At 44.9% G+C, this 21199-nt stretch carries 23 protein-coding genes and 2 pseudogenes; 16 read left to right on the top strand and 9 right to left on the bottom strand.

Annotation, left to right across the window (positions count from 1 at the left end; all coding sequences use genetic code 11):
• Nucleotides 1-22: 22 nt before the first annotated feature.
• The gene (locus FKN88_RS14785) at nucleotides 23-409 is read right to left on the bottom strand and encodes a diacylglycerol kinase (protein ID WP_306687582.1); all 387 of its coding nucleotides are present in this window, start codon (nucleotides 407-409) and stop codon (nucleotides 23-25) included.
• A 100-nt stretch (nucleotides 410-509) separates the two neighbouring features.
• Here FKN88_RS14785 and FKN88_RS14790 point away from each other — a divergent pair, with 100 nt between their 5' ends.
• The 6 genes from FKN88_RS14790 (at nucleotide 510) to FKN88_RS14815 (ending at nucleotide 6261) form a co-directional block, all read left to right on the top strand.
• Complete coding sequence (locus FKN88_RS14790; protein ID WP_306687580.1) at nucleotides 510-1565, top strand: glycosyltransferase family 9 protein; 1056 nt, start codon at nucleotides 510-512, stop codon at nucleotides 1563-1565.
• Nucleotides 1558-2349, top strand: a complete 792-nt coding sequence (locus FKN88_RS14795; protein WP_170904899.1) for a glycosyltransferase family 2 protein — start codon at nucleotides 1558-1560, stop codon at nucleotides 2347-2349. The genes FKN88_RS14790 and FKN88_RS14795 overlap by 8 nt, the downstream gene beginning before the upstream one ends.
• Entirely contained in the window at nucleotides 2346-3395 is a 1050-nt protein-coding gene (locus FKN88_RS14800; RefSeq protein WP_170904898.1) for a glycosyltransferase family 4 protein, read from the top strand. The genes FKN88_RS14795 and FKN88_RS14800 overlap by 4 nt, the downstream gene beginning before the upstream one ends.
• Nucleotides 3396-3445: 50 nt before the next feature.
• Nucleotides 3446-4537, top strand: coding sequence for a glycosyltransferase family 4 protein (locus tag FKN88_RS14805; protein ID WP_170904897.1), 1092 nt, complete (start codon nucleotides 3446-3448; stop codon nucleotides 4535-4537).
• Between the two features lie 28 nt (nucleotides 4538-4565).
• On the top strand, nucleotides 4566-5060 hold the full coding sequence (gene coaD, locus FKN88_RS14810; RefSeq protein ID WP_154169516.1) for a pantetheine-phosphate adenylyltransferase: 495 nt from the start codon (nucleotides 4566-4568) through the stop codon (nucleotides 5058-5060).
• A gap of 436 nt (nucleotides 5061-5496) precedes the next feature.
• Entirely contained in the window at nucleotides 5497-6261 is a 765-nt protein-coding gene (locus tag FKN88_RS14815; RefSeq protein ID WP_170906460.1) for a glycosyltransferase family 25 protein, read from the top strand.
• Between the two features lie 6 nt (nucleotides 6262-6267).
• Here the strand turns inward: FKN88_RS14815 and mutM are convergent, their stop codons facing one another.
• The 5 genes from mutM to radC all read right to left on the bottom strand — a co-directional run bounded on the left by mutM (nucleotide 6268) and on the right by radC (nucleotide 9135).
• On the bottom strand, nucleotides 6268-7077 hold the full coding sequence (mutM, locus tag FKN88_RS14820) for a bifunctional DNA-formamidopyrimidine glycosylase/DNA-(apurinic or apyrimidinic site) lyase (protein ID WP_170906461.1): 810 nt from the start codon (nucleotides 7075-7077) through the stop codon (nucleotides 6268-6270).
• 32 nt (nucleotides 7078-7109) lie between these two features.
• Nucleotides 7110-7601, bottom strand: coding sequence for a hypothetical protein (locus FKN88_RS14825; RefSeq protein ID WP_154169520.1), 492 nt, complete (start codon nucleotides 7599-7601; stop codon nucleotides 7110-7112).
• A 164-nt stretch (nucleotides 7602-7765) separates the two neighbouring features.
• On the bottom strand, nucleotides 7766-7933 hold the full coding sequence (gene rpmG / locus FKN88_RS14830) for a 50S ribosomal protein L33 (protein WP_004397475.1): 168 nt from the start codon (nucleotides 7931-7933) through the stop codon (nucleotides 7766-7768).
• 13 nt (nucleotides 7934-7946) lie between these two features.
• Nucleotides 7947-8183, bottom strand: a complete 237-nt coding sequence (gene rpmB, locus FKN88_RS14835) for a 50S ribosomal protein L28 (protein ID WP_004397476.1) — start codon at nucleotides 8181-8183, stop codon at nucleotides 7947-7949.
• 277 nt (nucleotides 8184-8460) lie between these two features.
• Entirely contained in the window at nucleotides 8461-9135 is a 675-nt protein-coding gene (gene radC / locus FKN88_RS14840) for a DNA repair protein RadC (RefSeq protein WP_004397477.1), read from the bottom strand.
• 359 nt (nucleotides 9136-9494) lie between these two features.
• Between radC and coaBC the strand changes: the two genes are divergently transcribed.
• The 6 genes from coaBC to FKN88_RS14870 all read left to right on the top strand — a co-directional run bounded on the left by coaBC (nucleotide 9495) and on the right by FKN88_RS14870 (nucleotide 16250).
• Nucleotides 9495-10694, top strand: a complete 1200-nt coding sequence (gene coaBC / locus FKN88_RS14845; RefSeq protein ID WP_158144457.1) for a bifunctional phosphopantothenoylcysteine decarboxylase/phosphopantothenate--cysteine ligase CoaBC — start codon at nucleotides 9495-9497, stop codon at nucleotides 10692-10694.
• 138 nt (nucleotides 10695-10832) lie between these two features.
• A complete protein-coding gene (gene slmA / locus FKN88_RS14850; protein WP_004397480.1) occupies nucleotides 10833-11423 on the top strand; it encodes a nucleoid occlusion factor SlmA in 591 nt (196 codons plus the stop codon).
• An 8-nt stretch (nucleotides 11424-11431) separates the two neighbouring features.
• A complete protein-coding gene (locus FKN88_RS14855) occupies nucleotides 11432-12382 on the top strand; it encodes a Kdo(2)-lipid IV(A) acyltransferase (protein ID WP_306687579.1) in 951 nt (316 codons plus the stop codon).
• 141 nt (nucleotides 12383-12523) lie between these two features.
• Nucleotides 12524-14194 carry a LytS/YhcK type 5TM receptor domain-containing protein gene (locus FKN88_RS14860; protein ID WP_306687625.1) on the top strand — a complete coding sequence of 557 codons (1671 nt, stop codon included), beginning with the start codon at nucleotides 12524-12526 and terminating at the stop codon, nucleotides 14192-14194.
• Complete coding sequence (locus tag FKN88_RS14865) at nucleotides 14179-14892, top strand: LytTR family DNA-binding domain-containing protein (protein WP_306687578.1); 714 nt, start codon at nucleotides 14179-14181, stop codon at nucleotides 14890-14892. The genes FKN88_RS14860 and FKN88_RS14865 overlap by 16 nt, the downstream gene beginning before the upstream one ends.
• A gap of 134 nt (nucleotides 14893-15026) precedes the next feature.
• Entirely contained in the window at nucleotides 15027-16250 is a 1224-nt protein-coding gene (locus tag FKN88_RS14870) for an MFS transporter (RefSeq protein WP_154169522.1), read from the top strand.
• Between the two features lie 155 nt (nucleotides 16251-16405).
• On the opposite strand, the gene pyrE is transcribed toward FKN88_RS14870, so the two are convergent.
• Both pyrE and rph read right to left on the bottom strand, forming a co-directional pair.
• Complete coding sequence (pyrE, locus tag FKN88_RS14875) at nucleotides 16406-17053, bottom strand: orotate phosphoribosyltransferase (RefSeq protein ID WP_161425502.1); 648 nt, start codon at nucleotides 17051-17053, stop codon at nucleotides 16406-16408.
• 151 nt (nucleotides 17054-17204) lie between these two features.
• Nucleotides 17205-17921 carry a ribonuclease PH gene (rph, locus tag FKN88_RS14880; protein ID WP_158144462.1) on the bottom strand — a complete coding sequence of 239 codons (717 nt, stop codon included), beginning with the start codon at nucleotides 17919-17921 and terminating at the stop codon, nucleotides 17205-17207.
• Between the two features lie 218 nt (nucleotides 17922-18139).
• Here rph and FKN88_RS14885 point away from each other — a divergent pair, with 218 nt between their 5' ends.
• A complete protein-coding gene (locus FKN88_RS14885; protein WP_154169528.1) occupies nucleotides 18140-19006 on the top strand; it encodes a YicC/YloC family endoribonuclease in 867 nt (288 codons plus the stop codon).
• Nucleotides 19007-19135: 129 nt separating this feature from the next.
• Here FKN88_RS14885 and FKN88_RS14890 read toward each other — a convergent pair.
• A pseudogene (locus FKN88_RS14890) lies at nucleotides 19136-19318 on the bottom strand (transposase); the annotation flags it as partial.
• Between the two features lie 72 nt (nucleotides 19319-19390).
• Here FKN88_RS14890 and FKN88_RS14895 point away from each other — a divergent pair.
• The 3 genes and pseudogenes from FKN88_RS14895 to FKN88_RS14905 all read left to right on the top strand — a co-directional run.
• Nucleotides 19391-19690 (top strand): annotated as a pseudogene (locus tag FKN88_RS14895) (IS3 family transposase); the annotation flags it as partial.
• Between the two features lie 105 nt (nucleotides 19691-19795).
• A complete protein-coding gene (locus FKN88_RS14900) occupies nucleotides 19796-20614 on the top strand; it encodes a winged helix-turn-helix domain-containing protein (RefSeq protein WP_154169530.1) in 819 nt (272 codons plus the stop codon).
• The gene (locus FKN88_RS14905; RefSeq protein WP_154169532.1) at nucleotides 20604-21071 is read left to right on the top strand and encodes a hypothetical protein; all 468 of its coding nucleotides are present in this window, start codon (nucleotides 20604-20606) and stop codon (nucleotides 21069-21071) included. The genes FKN88_RS14900 and FKN88_RS14905 overlap by 11 nt, the downstream gene beginning before the upstream one ends.
• Nucleotides 21072-21199: the final 128 nt, after the last annotated feature.

Here is a 21199-nt window from a genome sequence, read left to right on the forward strand (position 1 = left end):
TACGACTGATCCTTAACACCTGTTATAGATAATGAACATAAAGTAATACACTCCAGATAAGCCCTGCGAGTAATAATGTCACCATTACCGCCGCAGAGCCGATATCTTTCGCACGTCCACTCAGCTCATGACGCTCAGAACCGACTCTATCCACCACCGCCTCAATCGCTGAGTTAAGCAATTCCACGATCAGCACTAATACCACGCTAGAGAACATCAATAATCGTTCCAATGCAGGCAAATCGAGCAAGCACAGAATCGCTCCAGCAATCACCAACAGTAGCAACTCTTGGCGAATAGCCACTTCATGTTGAAAAGCTGCTTTTAACCCTTGCCATGAATAACCGGCCGCGTTGATGACGCGGCGTAATCCTGTCGCGCCAGGTTTTCCGCTAAAGGGAGGTTGCATGATGAATATCTCTCATTTTATGGTGGATTCAAAAAGGCTTATTTTACATTTATCGGCAGACTCTGCATAATTTAGGCTCATTAATGAGTGAGCTTTTTCCATGCCCCTGTTTTCTTCACCACCTCAGTCTGTCTGTTTTTTACGCCTTTCGGCGATAGGTGATGTCTGTCATGCCGTCGCCGCCGTTCAAGCTCTGCAAAAACACTGGCCAGACACCAAAGTGACTTGGATCATTGGCAAAGTTGAAGCCCAGTTATTGCAAGGCTTAAACAATGTCGAGCTGATCATCTTCGATAAAAAAGCGGGCTTCGCCGGCATGAAAGCGGTTTGGCGACAGTTAAAAGGTCGACGATTTGATGCCCTTATCCATATGCAGCTTGCGCTGCGAGCCAGCTTACTGACGTTAGGGATTCACGCTCAATACAAAGTCGGCTTTCATCGCCAACGAGCGAAAGAAGGTCAGTGGTTATTTACGAACCGTAAAATTGCTGATAATCAATCTACTCACGTCTTAGACAGTTTTTTAGCCTTTGTTGAGTATCTCGGTGTACCTCGCACAGCCCCAACGTGGTCAATGCCGATTGGCGAGCCAGAACGAGCTTTTGCTCGTCAACAATTACACGATAAGCCAAGTGTGGTGATTTGTCCTGCTGCCAGTAAAGATGAACGAAATTGGTTAACCGAGCGTTATGCCCAATTTGCCGATTATGTCACCAATCAAGGTTATCAAGTGGTGCTATGCGGGTCGCCTGCACCACGAGAAGTTCAATTAGCAGCAACAATCTCAGAATTAATGACTCAGCCGGTCATCAACTTGGTAGGCAAAACCAACTTAAAACAATTAACTGCTGTACTGGGTGAAGCTAAGTTAGTACTTGCTCCTGATTCAGGGCCGGCTCATATTGCAACAACCCAAGGCACGCCTGTGTTAGGCTTGTATGCGCACAGTAACCCCAAACGCACAGGCCCTTATTTTAATATTGAGGATGTCGTCAGCGTCTATGAGGATAACGTGACCAAGCAACAGGCAAAACCTCTCAGTGAGCTGGCTTGGAGCACGCGGGCCAAAGGCACGGATTTGATGCAACAGATCACTGTATCTGTAGTGATTGAAAGATTTGAACATATGATGAAAGGTGTAGTACTTAATGACTAAATCCACTCCGACGTTGGCTGTCGCCTTAATCGTCAAAAATGAAGCAAAACATTTACAAGCTTGCCTCGAGACAGTCGCTGATTGGGTTGATGAGATTGTTATTCTTGATTCTGGTAGTGAGGACGCAACAGAATCGATTGCTCGTCGCTTTACTGACAAGTTCTTTGTGAACAAAGACTGGCAAGGCTTCGGACCTCAGCGCCGTTTAGCCCAATCCTACATAACTGCAGATTATGTACTATGGCTAGATGCCGATGAGCGAGTCACTCCAGAATTGAAAGCGAGTATTTTACAAGCCGTAAAACATGATAAACCCAACACTGTGTATCAGATCGATCGCTTAACTACGGCCTTTGGTAAACAAATTCATTATTCTGGCTGGTCACCTGATTGGGTTACTCGCCTTTATCGGACTCGTGAAACACAATATAACACGGCTTTAGTGCACGAAAGCGTTGAAATCCCCTCTCATCTAACACTCAAGTCTCTATCTGGTTATTTACAGCACTACACTTTTGAGTATCTACCACAATACACAGCAAAAACTCAGCATTATATGAAAGCGTGGGTTGATCAACGAGAAGGTAAAAAATCCGCAACCTTAACTGGTGCGGTATTACATGGTTTTTTCCGTTTTTTTAAAATGTATATTCTAAAACGTGGTTTTTTAGATGGGCGGCATGGACTATTACTGGCGATTTTAAGTGCTAACACCACATTTACTCGTTATGCAGACCTTTGGTTGCGTGATTATGTCCGCCAGCAAAAAAGAGAGCGCTCATGAAAATTTGTCATGTTAATCTCGCCTCTGGTTATCATGGTGGTGAGAATCAAACACTACTACTGATTCAACAGCAGATTAAGTTAGGTTACCAACTTACCGTTGTTGCTAACCCCAAAAGTCTTTTTTATTCACGAGTAAAAGAACTACCTTGTCGATTAATTGCTTGTAAACACTTTTTAACTCAGCACGGAAAAGCTATTACACAAGATTCAGATTTAATTCATGTACACGAAGGACGAGCGATTTATTGGGCTTGGTTACAATATCAGTTGTATAAAATACCCTATATCATCACTCGTCGAATTGATAATCCTCTCAGTGAACGATGGTTTGCAGCTCAAGCTTACTGCTCGGCTAGCGCATTAGTCGGGTTAAGTCAGGAAATTTGTCGACAAATTTTATTACGCTACCCGCTGAAAAAGGTGGTCACCATCCCAAGCTCACCAGTTCGTTATCCCATTAATCAGCAACAAGTCTCTCGGATTCGTGAACAATTTTCTCATCCATTCTTAGTTATTCATGCGGCGAATATGCTTCATCACAAAGGTTTTGATGTTACGCTTGCAGCCGCTCGCCTATTAATGGACTCAGAATCGGACATTCATTTCGCTTTGTTGGGAGATGGAAAAGAGCGTCCAGCATTAGAACAGCAAGCCAAAGGTTTAACAAATGTTCATTTCATGGGTAAGCAGAACAATATGGGTGATTGGTTTGCTGCTGCTGATATGCTTATCCATCCCTCTTACAGTGAAGGGTTAGGCTCTGTGATTTTAGAGGCAATGGGTAGTGGGTTACCTGTCGTGGGTAGTCGAGCCGGAGGGATCCCAGACATCATTGAAGACCGTGTTTCTGGCTTATTAATTACCCCCGGAGATGCCCAAGAATTAGCGCAGGCTATTTTGCAAGTTCGTCATGATCCAAATCTTGTTGACGTATTAACCATTGGACGAGAGAAAAAGTTACGCGATTTTCAGATTGAACAAACTGCACAGCGTTATCACACGCTCTACTCAGAAATAATGAAAAGCAATGCTTGCTGTTCATAAAAACTGAAAGTTAACGAAAATAAAGCGGACACCATAAAGGTAAGATATACATGAGAATTTTAATTTTTAGCTCTTACAAAGATGCATGGAATAGCGTTCGTCCAGAAGCTGAAATGTTCATTGAAATGGTTAAATTAGGCCATCAACTTACGATAATGACTCAAGGCAATGCACCGTATGTAGCCCGTTTTCGTGACAGCGGTATCAAGGTGATTGATGCTTATCCCAGTAAAAAAATCTGCTGGAAGACCATCAAAAGGCTGCGTACAGAGTTACACGCTCATCACTATGATATTGTCTATGCCATGAATTCAAAAACCATTCCCAATGCTGCCTTTGCTTGTATCGGCTTTAAACAGACCAAATTGGTGACGTATCGAGGAACGGTCGGTGGATTATATCGTCATGACCCCAGTGCCTATTTAACCCATTTACACCCCAGAGTTGATGGTATCAGCTGTGTGGCACAAGCCGTTACTGATGACGTAAAAAAACGAGTGTGGAAGCATCAAGACTGCGTGGTCACAATTTACAAAGGGCATGATATTGCTTGGTATCAAGCTCAGCCTGCTTCATTGAAAGAATTAGGATTACCTAACGATGCATTTTGCATCATTTGTATTGCCAATGCTCGGCCGAGTAAGGGGGTCCATATCTTGCTTGAAAGTGCAAAACAACTGGCTGATTTAGTGAATCTGCATATACTGCTTGTAGGACGTGACATGCAAACTGAACAACATTTAGCCTTAGCTGAGCAAAGTGGGATGTCTGAACGTATTCATTTTCTCGGCTACCGAAGCGATGTTCCTGAGCTGTTAGCTTCTAGCTCTGTACAAATTCAACCTTCGATTAGTGGTGAAGGGCTACCTAAAACTATTATTGAAGCTATGGCGATGGGTATTCCTTCCATTGTAACCACAACGGGCGGCGGTAAAGAATTATTGGTTGATGGTGAAAGTGGTTTTATTGTTCCAGTACAAAACCCAACCGCCATTGCAGATAAAGTTCGCGTTCTCTATCAAGCACCACAACAACGTCTACAAATGGGGATGCGCGCACAACAACGCATGATTAATGATTTCTCTTGCCAAGCCAGCGCTAAACAACATCTGGCTTTTTTTCATTCATTATTAGGCAGATAACTCCGCTTTCACAGATGAGAACACGACCGTGAGCCAAAAACGTATTTCTCGGGTTATTTATCCCGGCACTTTCGATCCTATCACCAATGGACACCTTGATATTGTTGAGCGTGCAGCCAGCATGTTCGATGAGGTGATCATTGCTGTCGCGGCAAGTCCAAGTAAAAATACCATGTTCACCCTTGATGAAAGAGTAACCTTTACTCAAGCAGTGACTCAGCACTTACCGAACGTAACCAGCAAAGGCTTTAGCGGCTTGATGGTCGATTTTGCTCGCGCAGAGCAAGCTAACGTGTTGATCCGCGGTCTACGAACCACAGTAGATTTTGAATACGAATTTGGCCTGACCAATATGTATCGTCGTTTAATGCCGGGATTAGAGAGCGTCTTTTTAACGCCATCTGAACAATACGCATTTATTTCATCGACTATCGTCCGTGAAGTTGCGATTCATGGTGGCAATGTGGATGAGTTTGTTCCAGCAGTGGTAGCAAATGCACTGTCTGGTAAAAAAGCAATCTAGAAACGATAAGCGGGTTACTCAAGTATAAAAGTCATCTATATCTCCAAATCGAGCTAAATAAGTATAGTATATAGCCATGTGAGATTTTAACTTTTCAATCAATATATTATAGGGATATGATGTCTTACAGAACTCTAAAAACTTAATGTTGCTTATCAGTAATTCAGTCTCGCTTTATGTATGGCAACACCTAGATTTATACCTTATTATGAATGGCTGATGTGGCTGATTGTCCTATATTGAAGATAAACCAGCAGACGAGATCGGATATAATGATTATAATATTCTGCATTATGAGGAATACGTATGAGATACTCTTTATCACATAACGATAACTAACGCTTATATAAATAAGTACGAAAAACCACCCAATAGAGAGCCTTTCAATTCGTTTCTTTCTGTACTTTACTATCGACAAAAACAACTTTGAGTCACTATGAAAGCATATTGTATTACTTTAAAAGGCTGTGAAGACAGACAAGAAATGACATTAAACACTCTGAAAAGAATCGGTTTAAATTGTGAAGTTTTCTTTGGTGTTGATGCTCGCAAAGATGCACACCCTTTACTCAAACACTTGGATCGCCGCCAGTTCGAATTCAATATGGGTCGCCCATGCATCATTGGTGAAGCTGGCTGTTATGCAAGCCATTATCTTCTCTGGGAAAAATGTGTTGAATTGAACGAACCTATCATTATTTTCGAGGATGACCTAAAAATTGAAGATGATATGTTCCTTAACACATTAAAAATTGTCGAAGAAAATATCAGAAAGTGTGGTTATATTCGTACAGAAAATACAAGTCGCCGCGGTTTGCTCTATAACGTCAAGCAGTATGGTGATCAACAGTTGGTTAAATACCTAAAAGTCCCCCAATGTACGACTTCCTATGCAATTAGCCCAAGTGCTGCCAAAGCGTTTATTGCAGCCAGTCAAACTTTTCAATTCCCAGTGGATGTATTCCTACGTAATACTTGGCTTCATAGACAAGCTATGTTTGGAGTTCAACAAGCGGGGCTCAGTGGTGGTAGTCAACCTTCAATTATTGGAAATAGAAAGCACCAAGGTAATAAAAACTGGCTTGTAGTGACAATCAAAAGCATTAACAAAGCCAAAAGTATGCTCTTAAACTTAGCAATGAATGGCTATCATCTGATAAAGCTAGGCCGAGAATACGGCCCAAAGAAGTTTAATAACTAAAGTACCTTACTTCTGACACTCCGCACACACAAAAGTATTTCTCTGCCCTATTTTAAGACTATCAAGGATCGTACCACAAATAGGACAAGGTTTACCGCCTTTGCCATACACTTGCAGCTCTTGGGCAAAATAGCCGGGCTTGCCATCGGCTTGCGAAAAATCTTTCAGCGTAGTGCCACCTTGTTTAATCGCTGTCGCCAGTACGGCTTTTATCTCGCTGACCAAACATTGCCACTCGGTGTCCGATAAACTTTGCGCCGATCTTAAAGGGTGAATTTTGGCTTTAAACAGCGATTCATTCGCGTAGATATTGCCTACCCCAACCACGTTTTTATTATCCATAATAAACGCTTTTATCGCTAAGCGTTTATTGTTCGCACGTTTAGCAATCGTCTCGGCATTAAACGCATCGGTCAGTGGCTCTGGCCCCATATGACTGAGTACCGAGTGATGTTCTCCTGGCGCGACATACAACCAAGCACCAAAACGGCGCGGATCGTGATAACGCAGTAACGTGCCATTCGCGAGTACCAGATCAACATGATCGTGCTTACCTGCTGGGAAGTCAGCGTCTAATACTCTCAAGGCTCCCGACATACCGAGATGAATAATCGCATTGCCCGCTTCGGTTTCGATGAATAGATATTTGGCGCGTCGTGAAATGGCCGTTATCTGCTGGCCTTCCAGCCGAGTTAATTCATGGGGGATCGGCCAGCGTAGTTTTTCACAGCGCCAAGTGATCGTGGCGATGGTTTGACCAATTAAATGCGGCGAAATGCCTAAGCGACTGACTTCGACTTCGGGTAACTCAGGCATCATAGCTCCAAGATGGTTGACGAATTAAGATCTTAACGACTGGATGAAGGGAAAAGATAATCGGCTTCCACTGAGATAGCAATCCACTTATCTTGCCAGTTTTTAAATAACCAAAACTGCGGTGATTGATAATAAGTGATCCGCTGTGGCTCTTCCTGATCGCGATACCAGACTTCAATGGTTTGCGGCCCGATCAAACTTGGCTGTAATGAACGTACGGTTTGTTCATCAACCTCGGTACCGACTAAAGCTTTCCAGCGCTGGGCTAATTGCGGCGCAGAAACCTCACCAGTCGGAGTCAACTGCCATTGATCTTGCTCTAACGTCAGCTCAAACGATCGTGTATACACCGCCTGTAATGGTGCATTGGGATTAAGTAAACTAGGGTAAGCATGCGCTGCGCTCTTATCTGAGGTCAGATAAGATTTGAGTAATGGCGGTAAGTTCAACACCCCAATAAACAGCAGTACTAAGATGATCAGAATATTGTTCCATCGCCGACGACGATGAGGGGCAATGCGCATGCAGCAATCCTTAGCTGATAGATAAGATTCGCTAAGAATAGCAAAGTAGCTAGCTAGGTTCTAGGTTCTAGGTTCTAGGTTCTAGGACCGATGTTTCCACATAAAGAAAAACCCAACCAAATTGGCTGGGTTTTCGCTACTTTTACAACAGAGTGCGCAATCAATTACTTGATTTTGCCTTCTTTGTAAACAACGTGCTGGCGAACTACTGGATCAAACTTTTTGATCTCAAATTTGCCTGGCATGTTGCGTTTGTTCTTGTCAGTTGTGTAGAAGTGACCAGTACCTGCAGAAGATATTAGTCGAATTTTCTCACGAATGCCTTTAGCCATTGCTCAATTCCTCTTAAACGTTTTCGCCACGTGCACGGATATCAACAAGAACAGCATCGATGCCTTTCTTATCAATGATACGCATGCCTTTAGCAGTTAGACGTAGTTTAACAAAACGTTTTTCGCTCTCTACCCAGAAACGATGAGTTTGTAGGTTCGGCAGAAAACGACGCTTAGTAGCATTTCGTGCGTGTGAACGGTTGTTACCCGTTATTGGACGCTTACCAGTTACTTGGCATACTCGGGACATGAATGTCTTCTCCAAATCGTTTCAGCTCGATATCAACCTTGGTGGCCGAACCTCGTTCTCGATGTATTAAGAAGTTTGAGGTTAAAAACCGTTATGGAAAATCCATACAAGGCTATCAAAGGTCGCGTATTATACTAACTTGACATGCATTGCTCAAGACCCGAACAGATCCTTTTTACGGATTTGGTGATCTTTTTTAAGCAGAGCTGAGTTTAGGTTGATAATTTAGTGCGCGAATCATACCAGAATAATCTTAAGTCACAACATAAAATATCCGTCAAATCCATCCTCGTTCCGCAAAGGAAACCACCTCACCATCACCAATCACAAAGTGGTCAAGGACACGAATGTCGACTAACTGCAAAGCATCGACTAAACGCTGAGTAATTCGGCGATCAGCCTGACTGGGTTCTGCAATGCCAGAAGGATGATTATGGGCCAAAATTAATGCCGCCGCATTGAGTTGTAACGCTCGCTTGACGACTTCCCGAGGATAGACACTGGCCGCATCGATCGTCCCTTCAAACAAGACTTCACCTTGAATAACACGATGTTGATTATCGAGAAAGAGAATATAAAAGGCTTCACGCTGGCGATCACGCAGCACGCTGGTTAAATATAACTTGGTTTGTTGAGGGCTGGTTAACGCGTCACCACGCTTTAAGGTTTCGGCCAAATAACGCTGAGTCATCTCTAATACGGCTTGTAATTGAACAAATTTAGCTTCGCCTAGCCCCTTATGCGTGCAAAATTGATCTTTACTGGCAGAGAACAAAGCACGTAATGAACCCGCTTGACGTAATAAACAATCCGCCAGTTCTAAAACATTCATGCCTGGTGTGCCGGTGCGTAAAAAAATCGCTAGCAGTTCAGCATCGGATAACGCTTGTGGCCCTCTGGCAAGTAGCTTTTCTCGTGGCATTGATTCTACAGGAAGATCTTTGAGACCCATGACTGTGCTCCAAGTCTACTAAATAGAGGATAACGACGCGGCCCCCTTGCCAACAAAGTAACCCGTTCTTTCAAACTGGGTTAATGTCAGCACACGGGGCTCTCTTTTATAAGCGAAGAATGACTCAGGCCCAAATGGGCCTGAGTGAAGATGGGAATAAGATCAATATCACTTGTAACTCGCTTGTTGATTAAAGCTTAAAGTGACTGATTGGATTCCTCATTTATTAGCCCAATTATTCAAAATTGACTGAAGCGACTCTGATTTGTATAAGAGATTTACTAGCAAAATATTGACACGACAACCACATATTTCGGGAGTTGTGCTAACATAACTCGCAGAATTTTCGAGGAATCCAAATGCAAACATTAGCAGGAAAACACATTCTGCTTGGCATTAGTGGCGGCATTGCGGCCTATAAATGTGCAGAATTAACACGCCGATTGCGTGAACGAGGCGCGGAAGTTCGCGTGGTGATGACCCATGCGGCGAAAGAATTTATTACCCCTTTAACCATGCAAGCCGTCTCGGGCTATCCGGTCGCAGACAGCTTACTTGATCCTGCTGCCGAAGCATCTATGGGGCATATCGAGCTGGCAAAATGGGCAGATTTGGTATTGTTAGCACCGGCAACGGCGGATCTAATCGCTCGCTTAGCCGCGGGAATGGGCAATGATTTATTAACCACCGTCGTACTCGCAACGGATGCTCCTGTGGTGATTTCACCCGCGATGAATCAGCAGATGTACCGTAATCAAGCAACCCAAGATAATATCGCGACCCTTGTGCGACGCGGCGTTTCGGTATGGGGGCCTGCCGCTGGAGAACAAGCCTGTGGCGATGTCGGGCCGGGACGTATGCTTGAACCACTTGAATTGGTTGAGCGCTGCGACGCTTTTTTTGCGCCTAAACCTTTGCTTGGGAAAAAACTGTTGCTTACAGCAGGACCGACTCGCGAAGCGTTAGATCCCGTTCGCTATATTACTAATCACAGTTCAGGCAAAATGGGCTTTGCCATTGCCGACGCTGCGGCTACTCTAGGAGCCGAAGTGACGTTAATCAGTGGGCCGGTCACCTTAACAACGCCCGCCAAAGTGAAGCGGATTAATGTTCAGAGTGCACTAGAGATGCACGCAGCGGTGATGGCCCATGCTCAACAGCATGATATCTTTATTGGATGCGCTGCGGTCGCGGATTATCGACCTGATGTCATCGCTGAACAAAAAATCAAAAAAACCGAACAGAGCGATACGTTGTGTATCACCATGGTCAAGAACCCGGATATCGTTGCTTCGGTAGCGGCATTAACCGAACGCCGTCCTTTCACGGTAGGATTTGCCGCAGAAACACAGGATGTGGAAAAATACGCTCTCGGAAAACTGACCAAGAAAAAGCTGGATATGATTTGCGCCAATGATGTTTCTATCACTGGCCAAGGTTTTGATAGCAACGATAATGCACTGACGGTGTATTGGTCCAATGGTCAACACGCTTTGCCGCTGAGCAGCAAGCGTGAGTTAGCCCAAGCGTTAATGTTGTTCATTCATCGCCATCTGTAGTCGATACGCCTTAGTACTCGGTTTGCCAGCAAGTGCATCATCGCATAGCCATTCGTTAGCGAGGAATCCACTCAGTTAACTCGGCAAATCTTGCTGCTTATTGCGTCGCTATCAATGGTCATCAAAGGAAGTCGGGTTATGGCTGGTAACAAAAAAATCAATCGCCGTGAAGAAATACTCCAAGCACTGGCACAAATGCTGGAATCCCACGAAGGAGCTTCTCGGATCACGACGGCTAAACTCGCCAAACAAGTCGGTGTATCAGAAGCGGCTTTATATCGTCATTTCCCCAGTAAAGCGCGAATGTTTGAGGGCTTGATTGAATTTATTGAAGAATCACTCATGTCACGTATCAATCGTATTTTGGATGAAGAAAAAGATACGTTAAATCGCATTCGTCTCGTTGTGCAGCTGATTTTGGCTTTTTCTGAACGCAACCCCGGCCTGACGCGCATTTTATCGGGCCATGCGTTGATGTTTGAAAATGAACGGCTGCGGGAGCGAATTAATCAGTTGTATGAACGAATCGAAACGTCTTTGCGGCAGATTTTACGTGAGCGAAAATTGCGTGAAGGTAAATCGTTTCCGGTCGATGAGAGTATTTTAGCGGCGCAATTGCTCGGCCAAGTCGAAGGCAGTTTAAACCGTTTTGTTCGTTCTGATTTTAAATACCTGCCCACCGCTAATTTCGATGCGTATTGGGCATTACTGAGTGCACAGATTAAGTAGTAATCACCATGACAAATCCCAAAAAATACGGCAAACCAGAATTTTCAGTGGCATTACTGCACCCTAAATATTGGGGTGTATGGCTGGGCTTTGGTTTTCTCGCACTGATGGTTAATCTCCTTCCTTATTCATGGCTATTAAATATTGGTCGTGGCCTAGGTCGGTTTGCTATGCGCTTTGGCAAAAAACGGGTAAAGATTGCCGAGCGTAATCTTGAGCTGGCTTTTCCAGAGATGACCGCCACCGAGCGCCAGCAGTTTGTCGTTGAGAACTTTAAAAATACCGGCGCAGCGCTGATTGAAACGGGTATCACTTGGTTTTGGCCAACGTGGCGTTTTAAAACCTTATTGGTCGAGAAAGATCTCTCCGCGCTGCGGACACATGACCAAAACAGCCGCGGTGTATTATTATGCTGCGTGCATGCGTTAAATTTAGAAATAACCGCACGAGGCTTCGCGGTATTAGGTTTACCCGGTTATGGCGCATATCGACCACATAACAATCCAGCCTATGATTTTATTCAATACCGAGGTAGAACACGTAATGGCAACCAGTTAATTGATCGTAAAGATCTTAAAGCCATGATCCGTGTTTTACGTCAAGGTGGTCGTCTCTTCTATCTACCCGATCATGATTATGGTCGTAAAAAGTCAGTATTTGTGCCGTTCTTTGCAGTGCAAGATGCCTGTACCACGACAGGTACCAGCATTTTAGCTTATACCAGCCACTGTGCGATTGTCATGGGGTCTGGTTTTCGTAACATGCAAGGTCGTTATGAACTGATGGCCGATCTGTCTGTTGAGGACGACTATCCACAAAAGGATGAAACGGCCGCAGCCGCTTATACGAATAAGTACGTGGAGCAAGTGATCTTACGTGCTCCAGAACAATGGATGTGGTTACATAAACGCTTTAAAACTTTACCGGATCCTGAACTAAGGGACAGTCGCTACGCCTGAACGATTTACTAGCGCTATTCATTTTCCGGCACGACTTACTGCGACCAAAAGCGCTTTATCAGCGTATGATCTGAATCATAGGTATTAAAAAGGGAAGTCCGTTACACTGGCTTCCCTTTTTCATTTCTTGCTCTTGCCATGATGTATAACGACCAATTTGTGATGTTACTGGCGGTGTTTGAACGCGCAGCCTTACTGCTGATGGTGCTGTTTTGGTTAACACGCTTGCACCTGATTCAAACCATAGTACAAAAGACCGAACGCCGCCCTGCTGAAACCACCTTGCTGGCAGCGCTGTTTATCGGTTTTGCCCTGTTTAGCACTTATACTGGAGTCAATGTGGATGGCTCTTTGGTCAACGTACGGATCATTGCCATTGTCGCGGGTGGTATTTTGTTTGGCCCTTGGGTTGGGGTCAGTGCCGGAGTCGTTTCTGGGCTGCACCGCTACTTAATTGATATTGATGGCCCCACTTCGCAAGCCTGCTTGATTGCCAGTATCGTCGCGGGTTTGTTATCGGCGTTGATCCATTATCGAGCCGACAAAACCCACTATGCCCGCTACGGTATTTGGGTCGGTATGGTGTGCGAAGCGCTGACCATGGGACTCATTTTACTGCTTGCTGAGGATAATCAGCTAGCCTACAGCATTGTCAGCCACATCAGTTTTCCGATGATTACCGGCACCCTATGCATCGGCTTAATTATTCAGTTGGTACAACACCTTGATGATGAAAAAGAGCGCCTAGCTGCCCAGCAAGCCAAACAAGCGTTACATATTGCCACGCAAACTTTGCCTTATTTTCGCCAAGGTGGCCGAGCGGCTTTAACGAAAGGCTGCCAAGTGATTTTGCAAAACACACAAGCCGATGCGGTAGCGATCACCGATACGCAAGATGTGCTGGCTTATGTGGGGATAGGTGAAGAAGAGTACTTTGATGCTCATCATCAAATCAGTGAACTGACCCAACAAGCGGTCAAACTCGGCCAACAAATCATTAGTAATAACTTAAATCTACATAACTTTCGCTCCTTGTTGATCATCCCTTTGTGGGAGAATCAACAAGTCACTGGTACCTTAAAGATTTTTTATCGCCAACCGAACCGTATTCGTCGTCCACTCAAAGAGATGGCGATTGGTTTATCACAGTTGATCTCCACGCAATTAGAAGTCTCTCGGGTGGAACAATTGAAAGAAATGGCCAGCCAAGCCGAATTTTCTGCTCTACAAAGCAAGATCAATCCCCATTTTCTGTTTAATGCGTTAAATGCGATATCCAGCTTGATTCGTCTGCGCCCCGATGAGGCGCGCAGCTTAATTGGTAATTTGGCCGACTTCTTACGCTATAATCTCCAGCGCACACAAATTCTTATCCCGCTGGATGATGCGTTAAAACAAGTGCGCGACTATGTGGCGATTGAACAAGCTCGCTTTGGGCGTAAACTGCAGGTGCATTTTGATGTTGAGCCCGTGGCGATTTCGATTGCACCGCTGTTGATCCAACCTTTGGTGGAAAACGCCATTCAACATGGCTTTCAGCCCTCAGCACACGCCTGCGAGGTGACGATCAAAGTACGCAAAACCGCGCAAGGTGCGCAAATTACTATCACAGATACAGGGGTTGGCATTGCCCCAGAGTTGATTGATGAGCTCTATCAAGGTGACATAGACAGTCAGCACATTGGCTTGATGAACGTTCATCAGCGATTGCAGTTATTGTACGGTCAAGGGCTGCACGTTGAACGATTAAACCCTGGAACACAAATTCGCTTTGATATTCTCACTAAGGGGAAAGCATGTTACGCGCAATAGTGGTTGAGGATGAATATTTGGCTCAAGAGGAGCTACGTTATTTAATTGAAAAACATAGTGACATCGAGATTATCGCCAGTTTTGACGATGGTTTGTCAGCCCTGAAATATCTACAAAACCATCCGGTAGAGGTGCTGTTTTTAGATATTAATATGCCCGCGATGGATGGCATGTTATTAGCTCGTAGTCTGTCAGCGGCCATTCGCCCCCCTTATATTATTTTCACCACCGCTTACAAAGAGCACGCCGCAGAAGCCTTTGAGCTCGACGCGTTTGATTATTTGTTAAAACCGCTCAATGAGCAGCGGGTGCAAAACGTACTCGATAAATTACAACAGGCACAGTCGATCAATCAGCCGCAGCCAAGCAGTGCGCCGCTGCATCTTATGCGTGAAAATCGGATTCGGATTACCGAGCCTGAACAGGTCATTTACGCCATGGCGAAAGAGAAAATTACTCTGGTGTACTGTGAAGATGGTGAGTTTTATGTGCCGTATCCGATCAGTGAGCTTTGTGACCAGTTGCCGGCGCAGCACTTTTTTCGCTGCCATCGCTCTTATTGTGTCAATCTCACTCGCGTGCAGGAGATCATCCCTTGGGTAAATAGTACTTACCTTCTGCACTTACAAGGGACGCAAACCGAGATCCCGGTCAGCCGGAGTAACTTAAAAGCCTTCCGCGAGCGAATGCAATTGTAATTCATGCCAAATAATTGCATTTGATGCGCGAGTAATGCAGCTCATTTTATCTTGTTTTAACCCTATTGCAGCTGGGGGATTTAGGCTCGTATCTTAACGGTAGTTCTTACCCATTTTGTTATGGAGTACCGTTTATGTTAGGCATGATATCCCCACGATTACGGACCTTAATTGGTACCATTATTGCGCAATTTTCCCTTGGCTCTGTGTATACCTGGAGCTTATTTAATGCCCCGCTAGCGGAAAAATTATCCGCTCCCGTCAACCAGATTGCCTTCTCTTTTGGGCTATTAACCTTGGCGCTTGCCTTGGCCTCTTCCGTGTCCGGATTACTGCAAAAGCGTTTTGGCGTACGCCGGGTGACGATGGCAGCAGGCTTATTATTAAGCCTAGGTTTACTTTGGGCTGGACAAGTGACCCAAGTGTGGTTGCTGTATGTCAGTGCGGGGTTAATCCTTGGTTTTGCCGACGGCACTGGTTACTTAATGACCTTATCCAACTGCGTACGATTTTTCCCTGAACGTAAAGGCCTAGCTTCGGCTTGCGCGATTGGCGCTTATGGCCTCGGCAGCTTAGGGTTTAAGTACATCAATTTATATTTCCTTGAACACAGTGGCGTGAGCATGACCTTCACCATGTGGGCTCTGATCGCGGGCAGTTTGGTGGTATTGGGTGGATTACTGATGCATGACGCGCCAGTGCAAGCACCAAGCTCATCGAGCAGCACAAGCAGCCAAGATTACTCGCTACAGCAAAGTACCAAAACACCTCAGTTTTGGTTATTGGCAACGGTGTTTTTTACCATTTGTATGAGCGGATTATACGTGATTGGCGTTGCCAAAGATGTTGGCGAGCTGCAAGTGCATCTCTCCACCGCGGCGGCCGCTTCTTCAGTGGCGATCCTCGCGATGGCGAACCTTGCCGGACGGTTAGTATTAGGCATTTTGTCTGATAAAATGGAGCGCCGCAAAGTGGTTGGGATGGCGTTACTGATCTGTACCTTAGGCGTGAGCACCTTACTGTTTGTTCCTCTCAATGAAATGCGCTTTTTCATGGCAATTTCTTGTGTTGCCTTTAGCTTTGGTGGCGCGATTACGGTATTTCCAACCTTGGTCAGCGATTATTTTGGGCTAAATTCTCTGACTCAAAACTATGGGGTGATTTACTTAGGCTTTGGGTTGGGGAGCTTTTTCGGTTCGATAGTCGCATCGTTATTTGGCGGCTTCCAAGCGGCGTTCAGTGTCATGCTCATACTGCTTGGCGTATCATTATGCATCGCCCTTTGGCTACGTGCGCCAAAAGAGAAAGCATCCGCCGCGCTGACTTGGCAGCCATCGCTTCATTCAAGCAGTCGTTAATCACGCCGCACTTAGACTGATTAGCGTTGCCGCCAACACCACGGCATCTTTCAATAAGCAAAGATCAACAGCAATAAGCAACGGCTCGGTTATCAACCCTGAGCCGTTGTTTTCTCTAACAGGCTTTATCTAACAGACTTCCTGTTACGAAGTCGTTAAGCGACAACACCATATTGAGCTCGGTAAGCCTCTACTGCGGCTAACTGCACCGGATCGCCGCCTTGCTCTTTTAGATAAGTCACCAGATCGCCCAAGCTAACGATAGAAATAATCTGGCAATCAAAATCGCGCTCAACTTCTTGAATCGCCGATAATTCGCCTTGGCCTTTTTCTTGGCGGTCAATCGCCACCAAGACACCGGCCAGCTGTGCGCCATTGGCTTGAATGATTTCCATTGACTCGCGAATCGCGGTGCCCGCGGTGATGACATCATCCACCAGCATAATGCGCCCTTTTAATGCGCTACCCACTAAGTTACCGCCCTCACCGTGATCTTTGGCTTCTTTACGGTTAAAGCAATACGGCGTATCAATATCATGGTGATCGGCTAGAGCCACCGCGGTGGTGGTCGCAATGGGAATGCCTTTATAAGCGGGGCCAAAGAGCACATCAAATGTAATCCCCGCATCCACCAAGGCGGCAGCATAAAAACGGCCTAAACGGGCCAGATCTCGACCGGTATTAAACAGCCCAGCGTTAAAAAAGTAAGGGCTTTTACGACCGGACTTCAAAGTAAACTCACCAAATTTCAATACTTCCTTTTCTAAGGCAAACTCAATAAATTCACGCTGGTAGGCTTTCATGAATACTCTCTCGATGTTGGTTTTGGGTTCAAAGTTCTGGGTCCTAGGTTCTAGGTTCTAGGTGCTAGGACCTGCTCTTCCTAGGACCTTCTTTTCCTAGTTCTAAAAACAGATAAAAAAATAGCCCCCTCAACGGGAGCTACTGACTCAATCATTCTGCTAACGCGGCTTTCTGGGCGGCGACAATATCAACAATGCCTTTTTGCGCCGAGACAAGTAACGCCAGCAACTGGTCATGGCTGAACGGTTCGCCTTCTGCGGTGCCTTGGATCTCGATCATCTTGCCTTCTTCAGTCATCACCACATTCATATCGGTATCGGCGGCAGAATCTTCCACGTACTCTAAATCGCACAGGATGTTTTCACCTAAGATACCCACTGATACCGCGGCAACATGGCTTTTCATCGGATTCGCTTTCAGTTTGCCTTTGGCGACTAAATGCGCGAAAGCATCAGCCATGGCCACACTGGCACCACTGATCGCGGCCGTGCGTGTCCCGCCATCCGCTTGAATCACATCACAATCGACGGTGATCATGATTTCGCCCATGGCTTTTAAATCAACTACTGCACGTAAACTGCGCGCAATTAGGCGCTGAATTTCCATCGTACGGCCACCTTGCTTACCATTGGCCGCTTCGCGACGGGTGCGCGAATGGGTAGCTCGTGGCAACATACCATATTCAGCCGTTACCCAGCCTTTACCTTGACCTTTCAGCCAACGCGGTACGGTTTCTTCCACGGTTGCGTTACACAACACTTTGGTATTACCAAATTCAACGAGTACCGAACCTTCAGCGTAAGCCGTATAGTTACGAGTGATTTTAATTGGGCGAACTTGATCTGCAGCGCGGTCATTTGGACGCATGGATGAATGCCTTTTGTGAAGGGAACAACAAGATTGGGGCGAGATTATACTGGAAGTGGCGGTAAAATCCTAGGTGCTAGGCCCATCCCCTTCCTACTTGACACCGCAGCAGTGCTGGTTACATTCGTTCGTGCTGATCTAACCTAGGATCTCGTCAGTCTTTGCCGTATTATTGAATTATTGCGCTAAAAGCAGATCGACTAACAAAGGATACCGTAATGATTTACAGCATGACCGCTTACGCACGTAAAGAAGTCAAAGGCGACTGGGGCACGGCAGTATGGGAAATTCGCTCCGTTAACCAACGTTATTTAGAAACCTACTTTCGCCTTCCTGAGCAGTTTCGTGGTTTAGAGCCAGTGCTGCGTGAGCGTTTTCGTCAACGTCTTGCCCGCGGTAAAGTCGAATGCCATTTGCGTTATGAAGCCAATCCAGCGGCCAAAAGTGAGCTGAATATTAATGAAGCACTGGCGAATCAAGTGATCAAAGCCGCTAATCAAATTATGCATATGACCGGTGAGCTCAGCCGCATCAATCCCTTCCAAATTATGCAATGGCCTGGTGTGATGGAAACCCCTGAGCAAGATATGGACAGCATTAATAAAGCGTTATTGGCCGGTTTTGATGACGCGATTGTGGAATTTATTGATGCTCGTGGTCGTGAAGGCGACAACATGAAAGCGTTAATCGAACAACGTTTGACAGCGATTAGCGAAGAAGTGGTCAAGGTTCGCGCGCGGATGCCAGAAATTCTGCAATGGCAACGTGAACGCCTATTGAACAAGTTTGAAGAAGCAAAAATTGAACTTGATGCCACCCGTGTCGAGCAGGAATTGATTTTACTGGCGCAAAAATCGGACGTGGCAGAAGAGCTTGACCGTTTAGATTCTCACATCAAAGAAGCGCGCAATGTCCTCAAAAAAGGCGGCGCTTGTGGCCGTAAGCTTGATTTCATGATGCAAGAGTTTAACCGCGAGTCCAACACACTGGCTTCAAAATCGATCTCGACCGATATCACGGCTTCAGGGGTAGAGCTGAAAGTGCTGATTGAACAAATGCGTGAGCAGATCCAAAACATCGAATAGATTCCCGCCAACTCCACACTCATCCACAAAGCCCTTATTTATAAGGGCTTTCTTATTTCCATCGTCATTTGAAAACGCCACCGTAACTGACGGTATTGACTGACGGTATTGACGACTCGTATAGTGACCACCTTGGTGCTCTTGTTTTAATTGGCGAACCCACTTATCCATCGTAGATTTACCTACATTCATGGCTTGAGCAGCTTCAGTCACTGAGTAGTTTTGACCGAGCACTAACTGTACCGCTTCCAGTTTGAATTCGGCACTAAACAGCCGTCTTGTACGTTTTGTACGTTTTGTACGTTTTGTCATAATGTCACCTATTAACTTATGAGATGATGATATCACCTCTAACTAAGTGACCAAATTCATCGTACCACTACACTTCAACACTACAGACAGCCTGATATGTTTAACTCCGATCAGGGCAGTCAGTTTACCAGCACTGAATTCACACGAAAGTCACTCGATCATGACATTCAGCAAGATGGGAAAAACTGCTGGTTCGGACAAGATATTCATTGAGCGATTATGGTGAGGGCTGGAACATGAGGAGACTTACTTGAAAGCTTACACCACGCCCCAAAAATCAGAGCTTAATTAGCCACTACATGGTATTTTATAACAATCATCAGGACTCAATGGCATCCCTCTCCCCCTGATGAAACTTACTTCGATATGTAGATATACGCAGCATGGGCTAGATCAACCATTTAAGGAATTAGATTATGTGTACTACTATTGAGGTCTACTTCTTTAAACATTGTGAATAACCTTAACTAAACCGTAATGCTAAACCGAATCTATCTCATTAATAATTTTATATTTTTTGATGTAATTTCAGGCAAGTTGTGGGCAAGGGATGATCAAACCCTTGAGACTACTGAGGTGACTGTCAATACCCCAGTGCGTCGCTGTCTCCAATTATTGATAGAAAAACAAGGGCAGGTTATTCCCCATGATGAATTCTTTGAGTTTGTCTGGCGCAAAAATGGTCTTGAGGTATCACCCAACAGCTTCTATCAGAATATTTCCCTGCTCAGGCGAGCACTGAAGTCTTTCAATATCAATGACGAAGTCATAATCACGATACCAAAGCAGGGAATCATTTTACCATCAAGGGTCACCATCTCAATAGTCGGTGACCAATCAGTTGAAGCCCCCGTTGAAGATCAAGCAAAAAAAACTAATCTGTTAGATACTTCAAAACGTCGTTCAGCCTTACCGATTATTTCTGCCACTATAACCATTTGTTTATTATTACTGACTATTGTTCTGTACTCTAGTAGCCCGACAATGAAGGACTTTTCTATTAAATTTTCTGAAATTGAGGTGACCCCAAGCGGCTGTCATATCTACTTTAATAAAGATGAGCGTAACTACGAGCGTCATTATGATACATTACGGAAATTGTCTCCTAATTGCTCAGTTATCGACCAGACAGAATTTTATGATCAGAAACCACTCCATTATTTCTATGTAGTTACCTATGATCACGTTGACCGCACTACCATCTACCAGTGTGAAAAACCAATGACGGCAAACAACCGTGATAACTTCTGCCTTTCCCGTTATTTTGTTTTAGGAAGCCACCGCGATGAAAGCTAAAATAACCGTTGTTTTGATCGTTATTGTTAGCATGATAGTGAGTTTATTAGTATGGAATAGTCTGAATGAGCAAGCTCTGATGAAGTGCAGGGTTAATGCAGTGATCAGTATCGGGGATGTCAGACTTTACAGTGTCATATCTTACGATATGAAAAATATGCGCGGCGTTATTGCAATGGATGGCTATATTGAAACTCCGGAGCAACCACCATTACGAGTAAGACGGAAAATTCTGGTAGATTATACCCGAAATGCTCATCAGTTTATGATGAAGAGCTATCATTATGAAGTATCGGAATATGATAATGCCGGAGATAAGCTTGCGCAAATGAAGCTGATGCCGGATTTCTACACCCGCCCAGATCAGCAATTTACCATGATCATTATCCCACAGGGAGGTAATTACGTGCTACAAACCACTAGCATTTTTCCGACATTTTACTGTTATACGTACTGACTATCTTTAACAGAAAAATCCCACTGCTACCATAAGCAGTGGGATTTGATGCGAAAAACGTTATTCTCTATTTTGCTTCATGTTCTCTGTTATTTCCGTTTTTCAGTAATGTATAAAGTTACGTTTAA

Origin of the sequence: Vibrio sp. 2017_1457_13, assembly GCF_030851525.1 — a bacterium.
Classification (GTDB): domain Bacteria; phylum Pseudomonadota; class Gammaproteobacteria; order Enterobacterales; family Vibrionaceae; genus Vibrio; species Vibrio metschnikovii.

Excerpts from the sequence above, each read along its gene's own strand:
- FKN88_RS14785 (WP_306687582.1), bottom strand. The coding sequence starts at position 409 with ATGCAACCTCCCTTTAGCGGAAAACCTGGCGCGACAGGATTACGCCGC.
- FKN88_RS14790 (WP_306687580.1), top strand. The coding sequence starts at position 510 with ATGCCCCTGTTTTCTTCACCACCTCAGTCTGTCTGTTTTTTACGCCTT.
- FKN88_RS14795 (WP_170904899.1), top strand. The coding sequence starts at position 1,558 with ATGACTAAATCCACTCCGACGTTGGCTGTCGCCTTAATCGTCAAAAAT.
- FKN88_RS14800 (WP_170904898.1), top strand. The coding sequence starts at position 2,346 with ATGAAAATTTGTCATGTTAATCTCGCCTCTGGTTATCATGGTGGTGAG.
- FKN88_RS14805 (WP_170904897.1), top strand. The coding sequence starts at position 3,446 with ATGAGAATTTTAATTTTTAGCTCTTACAAAGATGCATGGAATAGCGTT.
- FKN88_RS14815 (WP_170906460.1), top strand. The coding sequence starts at position 5,497 with ATGAAAGCATATTGTATTACTTTAAAAGGCTGTGAAGACAGACAAGAA.
- mutM (WP_170906461.1), bottom strand. The coding sequence starts at position 7,077 with ATGCCTGAGTTACCCGAAGTCGAAGTCAGTCGCTTAGGCATTTCGCCG.
- FKN88_RS14825 (WP_154169520.1), bottom strand. The coding sequence starts at position 7,601 with ATGCGCATTGCCCCTCATCGTCGTCGGCGATGGAACAATATTCTGATC.
- rpmG (WP_004397475.1), bottom strand. The coding sequence starts at position 7,933 with ATGGCTAAAGGCATTCGTGAGAAAATTCGACTAATATCTTCTGCAGGT.
- rpmB (WP_004397476.1), bottom strand. The coding sequence starts at position 8,183 with ATGTCCCGAGTATGCCAAGTAACTGGTAAGCGTCCAATAACGGGTAAC.
- radC (WP_004397477.1), bottom strand. The coding sequence starts at position 9,135 with ATGGGTCTCAAAGATCTTCCTGTAGAATCAATGCCACGAGAAAAGCTA.
- coaBC (WP_158144457.1), top strand. The coding sequence starts at position 9,495 with ATGCAAACATTAGCAGGAAAACACATTCTGCTTGGCATTAGTGGCGGC.
- slmA (WP_004397480.1), top strand. The coding sequence starts at position 10,833 with ATGGCTGGTAACAAAAAAATCAATCGCCGTGAAGAAATACTCCAAGCA.
- FKN88_RS14855 (WP_306687579.1), top strand. The coding sequence starts at position 11,432 with ATGACAAATCCCAAAAAATACGGCAAACCAGAATTTTCAGTGGCATTA.
- FKN88_RS14860 (WP_306687625.1), top strand. The coding sequence starts at position 12,524 with ATGTATAACGACCAATTTGTGATGTTACTGGCGGTGTTTGAACGCGCA.
- FKN88_RS14865 (WP_306687578.1), top strand. The coding sequence starts at position 14,179 with ATGTTACGCGCAATAGTGGTTGAGGATGAATATTTGGCTCAAGAGGAG.
- FKN88_RS14870 (WP_154169522.1), top strand. The coding sequence starts at position 15,027 with ATGTTAGGCATGATATCCCCACGATTACGGACCTTAATTGGTACCATT.
- pyrE (WP_161425502.1), bottom strand. The coding sequence starts at position 17,053 with ATGAAAGCCTACCAGCGTGAATTTATTGAGTTTGCCTTAGAAAAGGAA.
- rph (WP_158144462.1), bottom strand. The coding sequence starts at position 17,921 with ATGCGTCCAAATGACCGCGCTGCAGATCAAGTTCGCCCAATTAAAATC.
- FKN88_RS14885 (WP_154169528.1), top strand. The coding sequence starts at position 18,140 with ATGATTTACAGCATGACCGCTTACGCACGTAAAGAAGTCAAAGGCGAC.
- FKN88_RS14900 (WP_154169530.1), top strand. The coding sequence starts at position 19,796 with ATGCTAAACCGAATCTATCTCATTAATAATTTTATATTTTTTGATGTA.
- FKN88_RS14905 (WP_154169532.1), top strand. The coding sequence starts at position 20,604 with ATGAAAGCTAAAATAACCGTTGTTTTGATCGTTATTGTTAGCATGATA.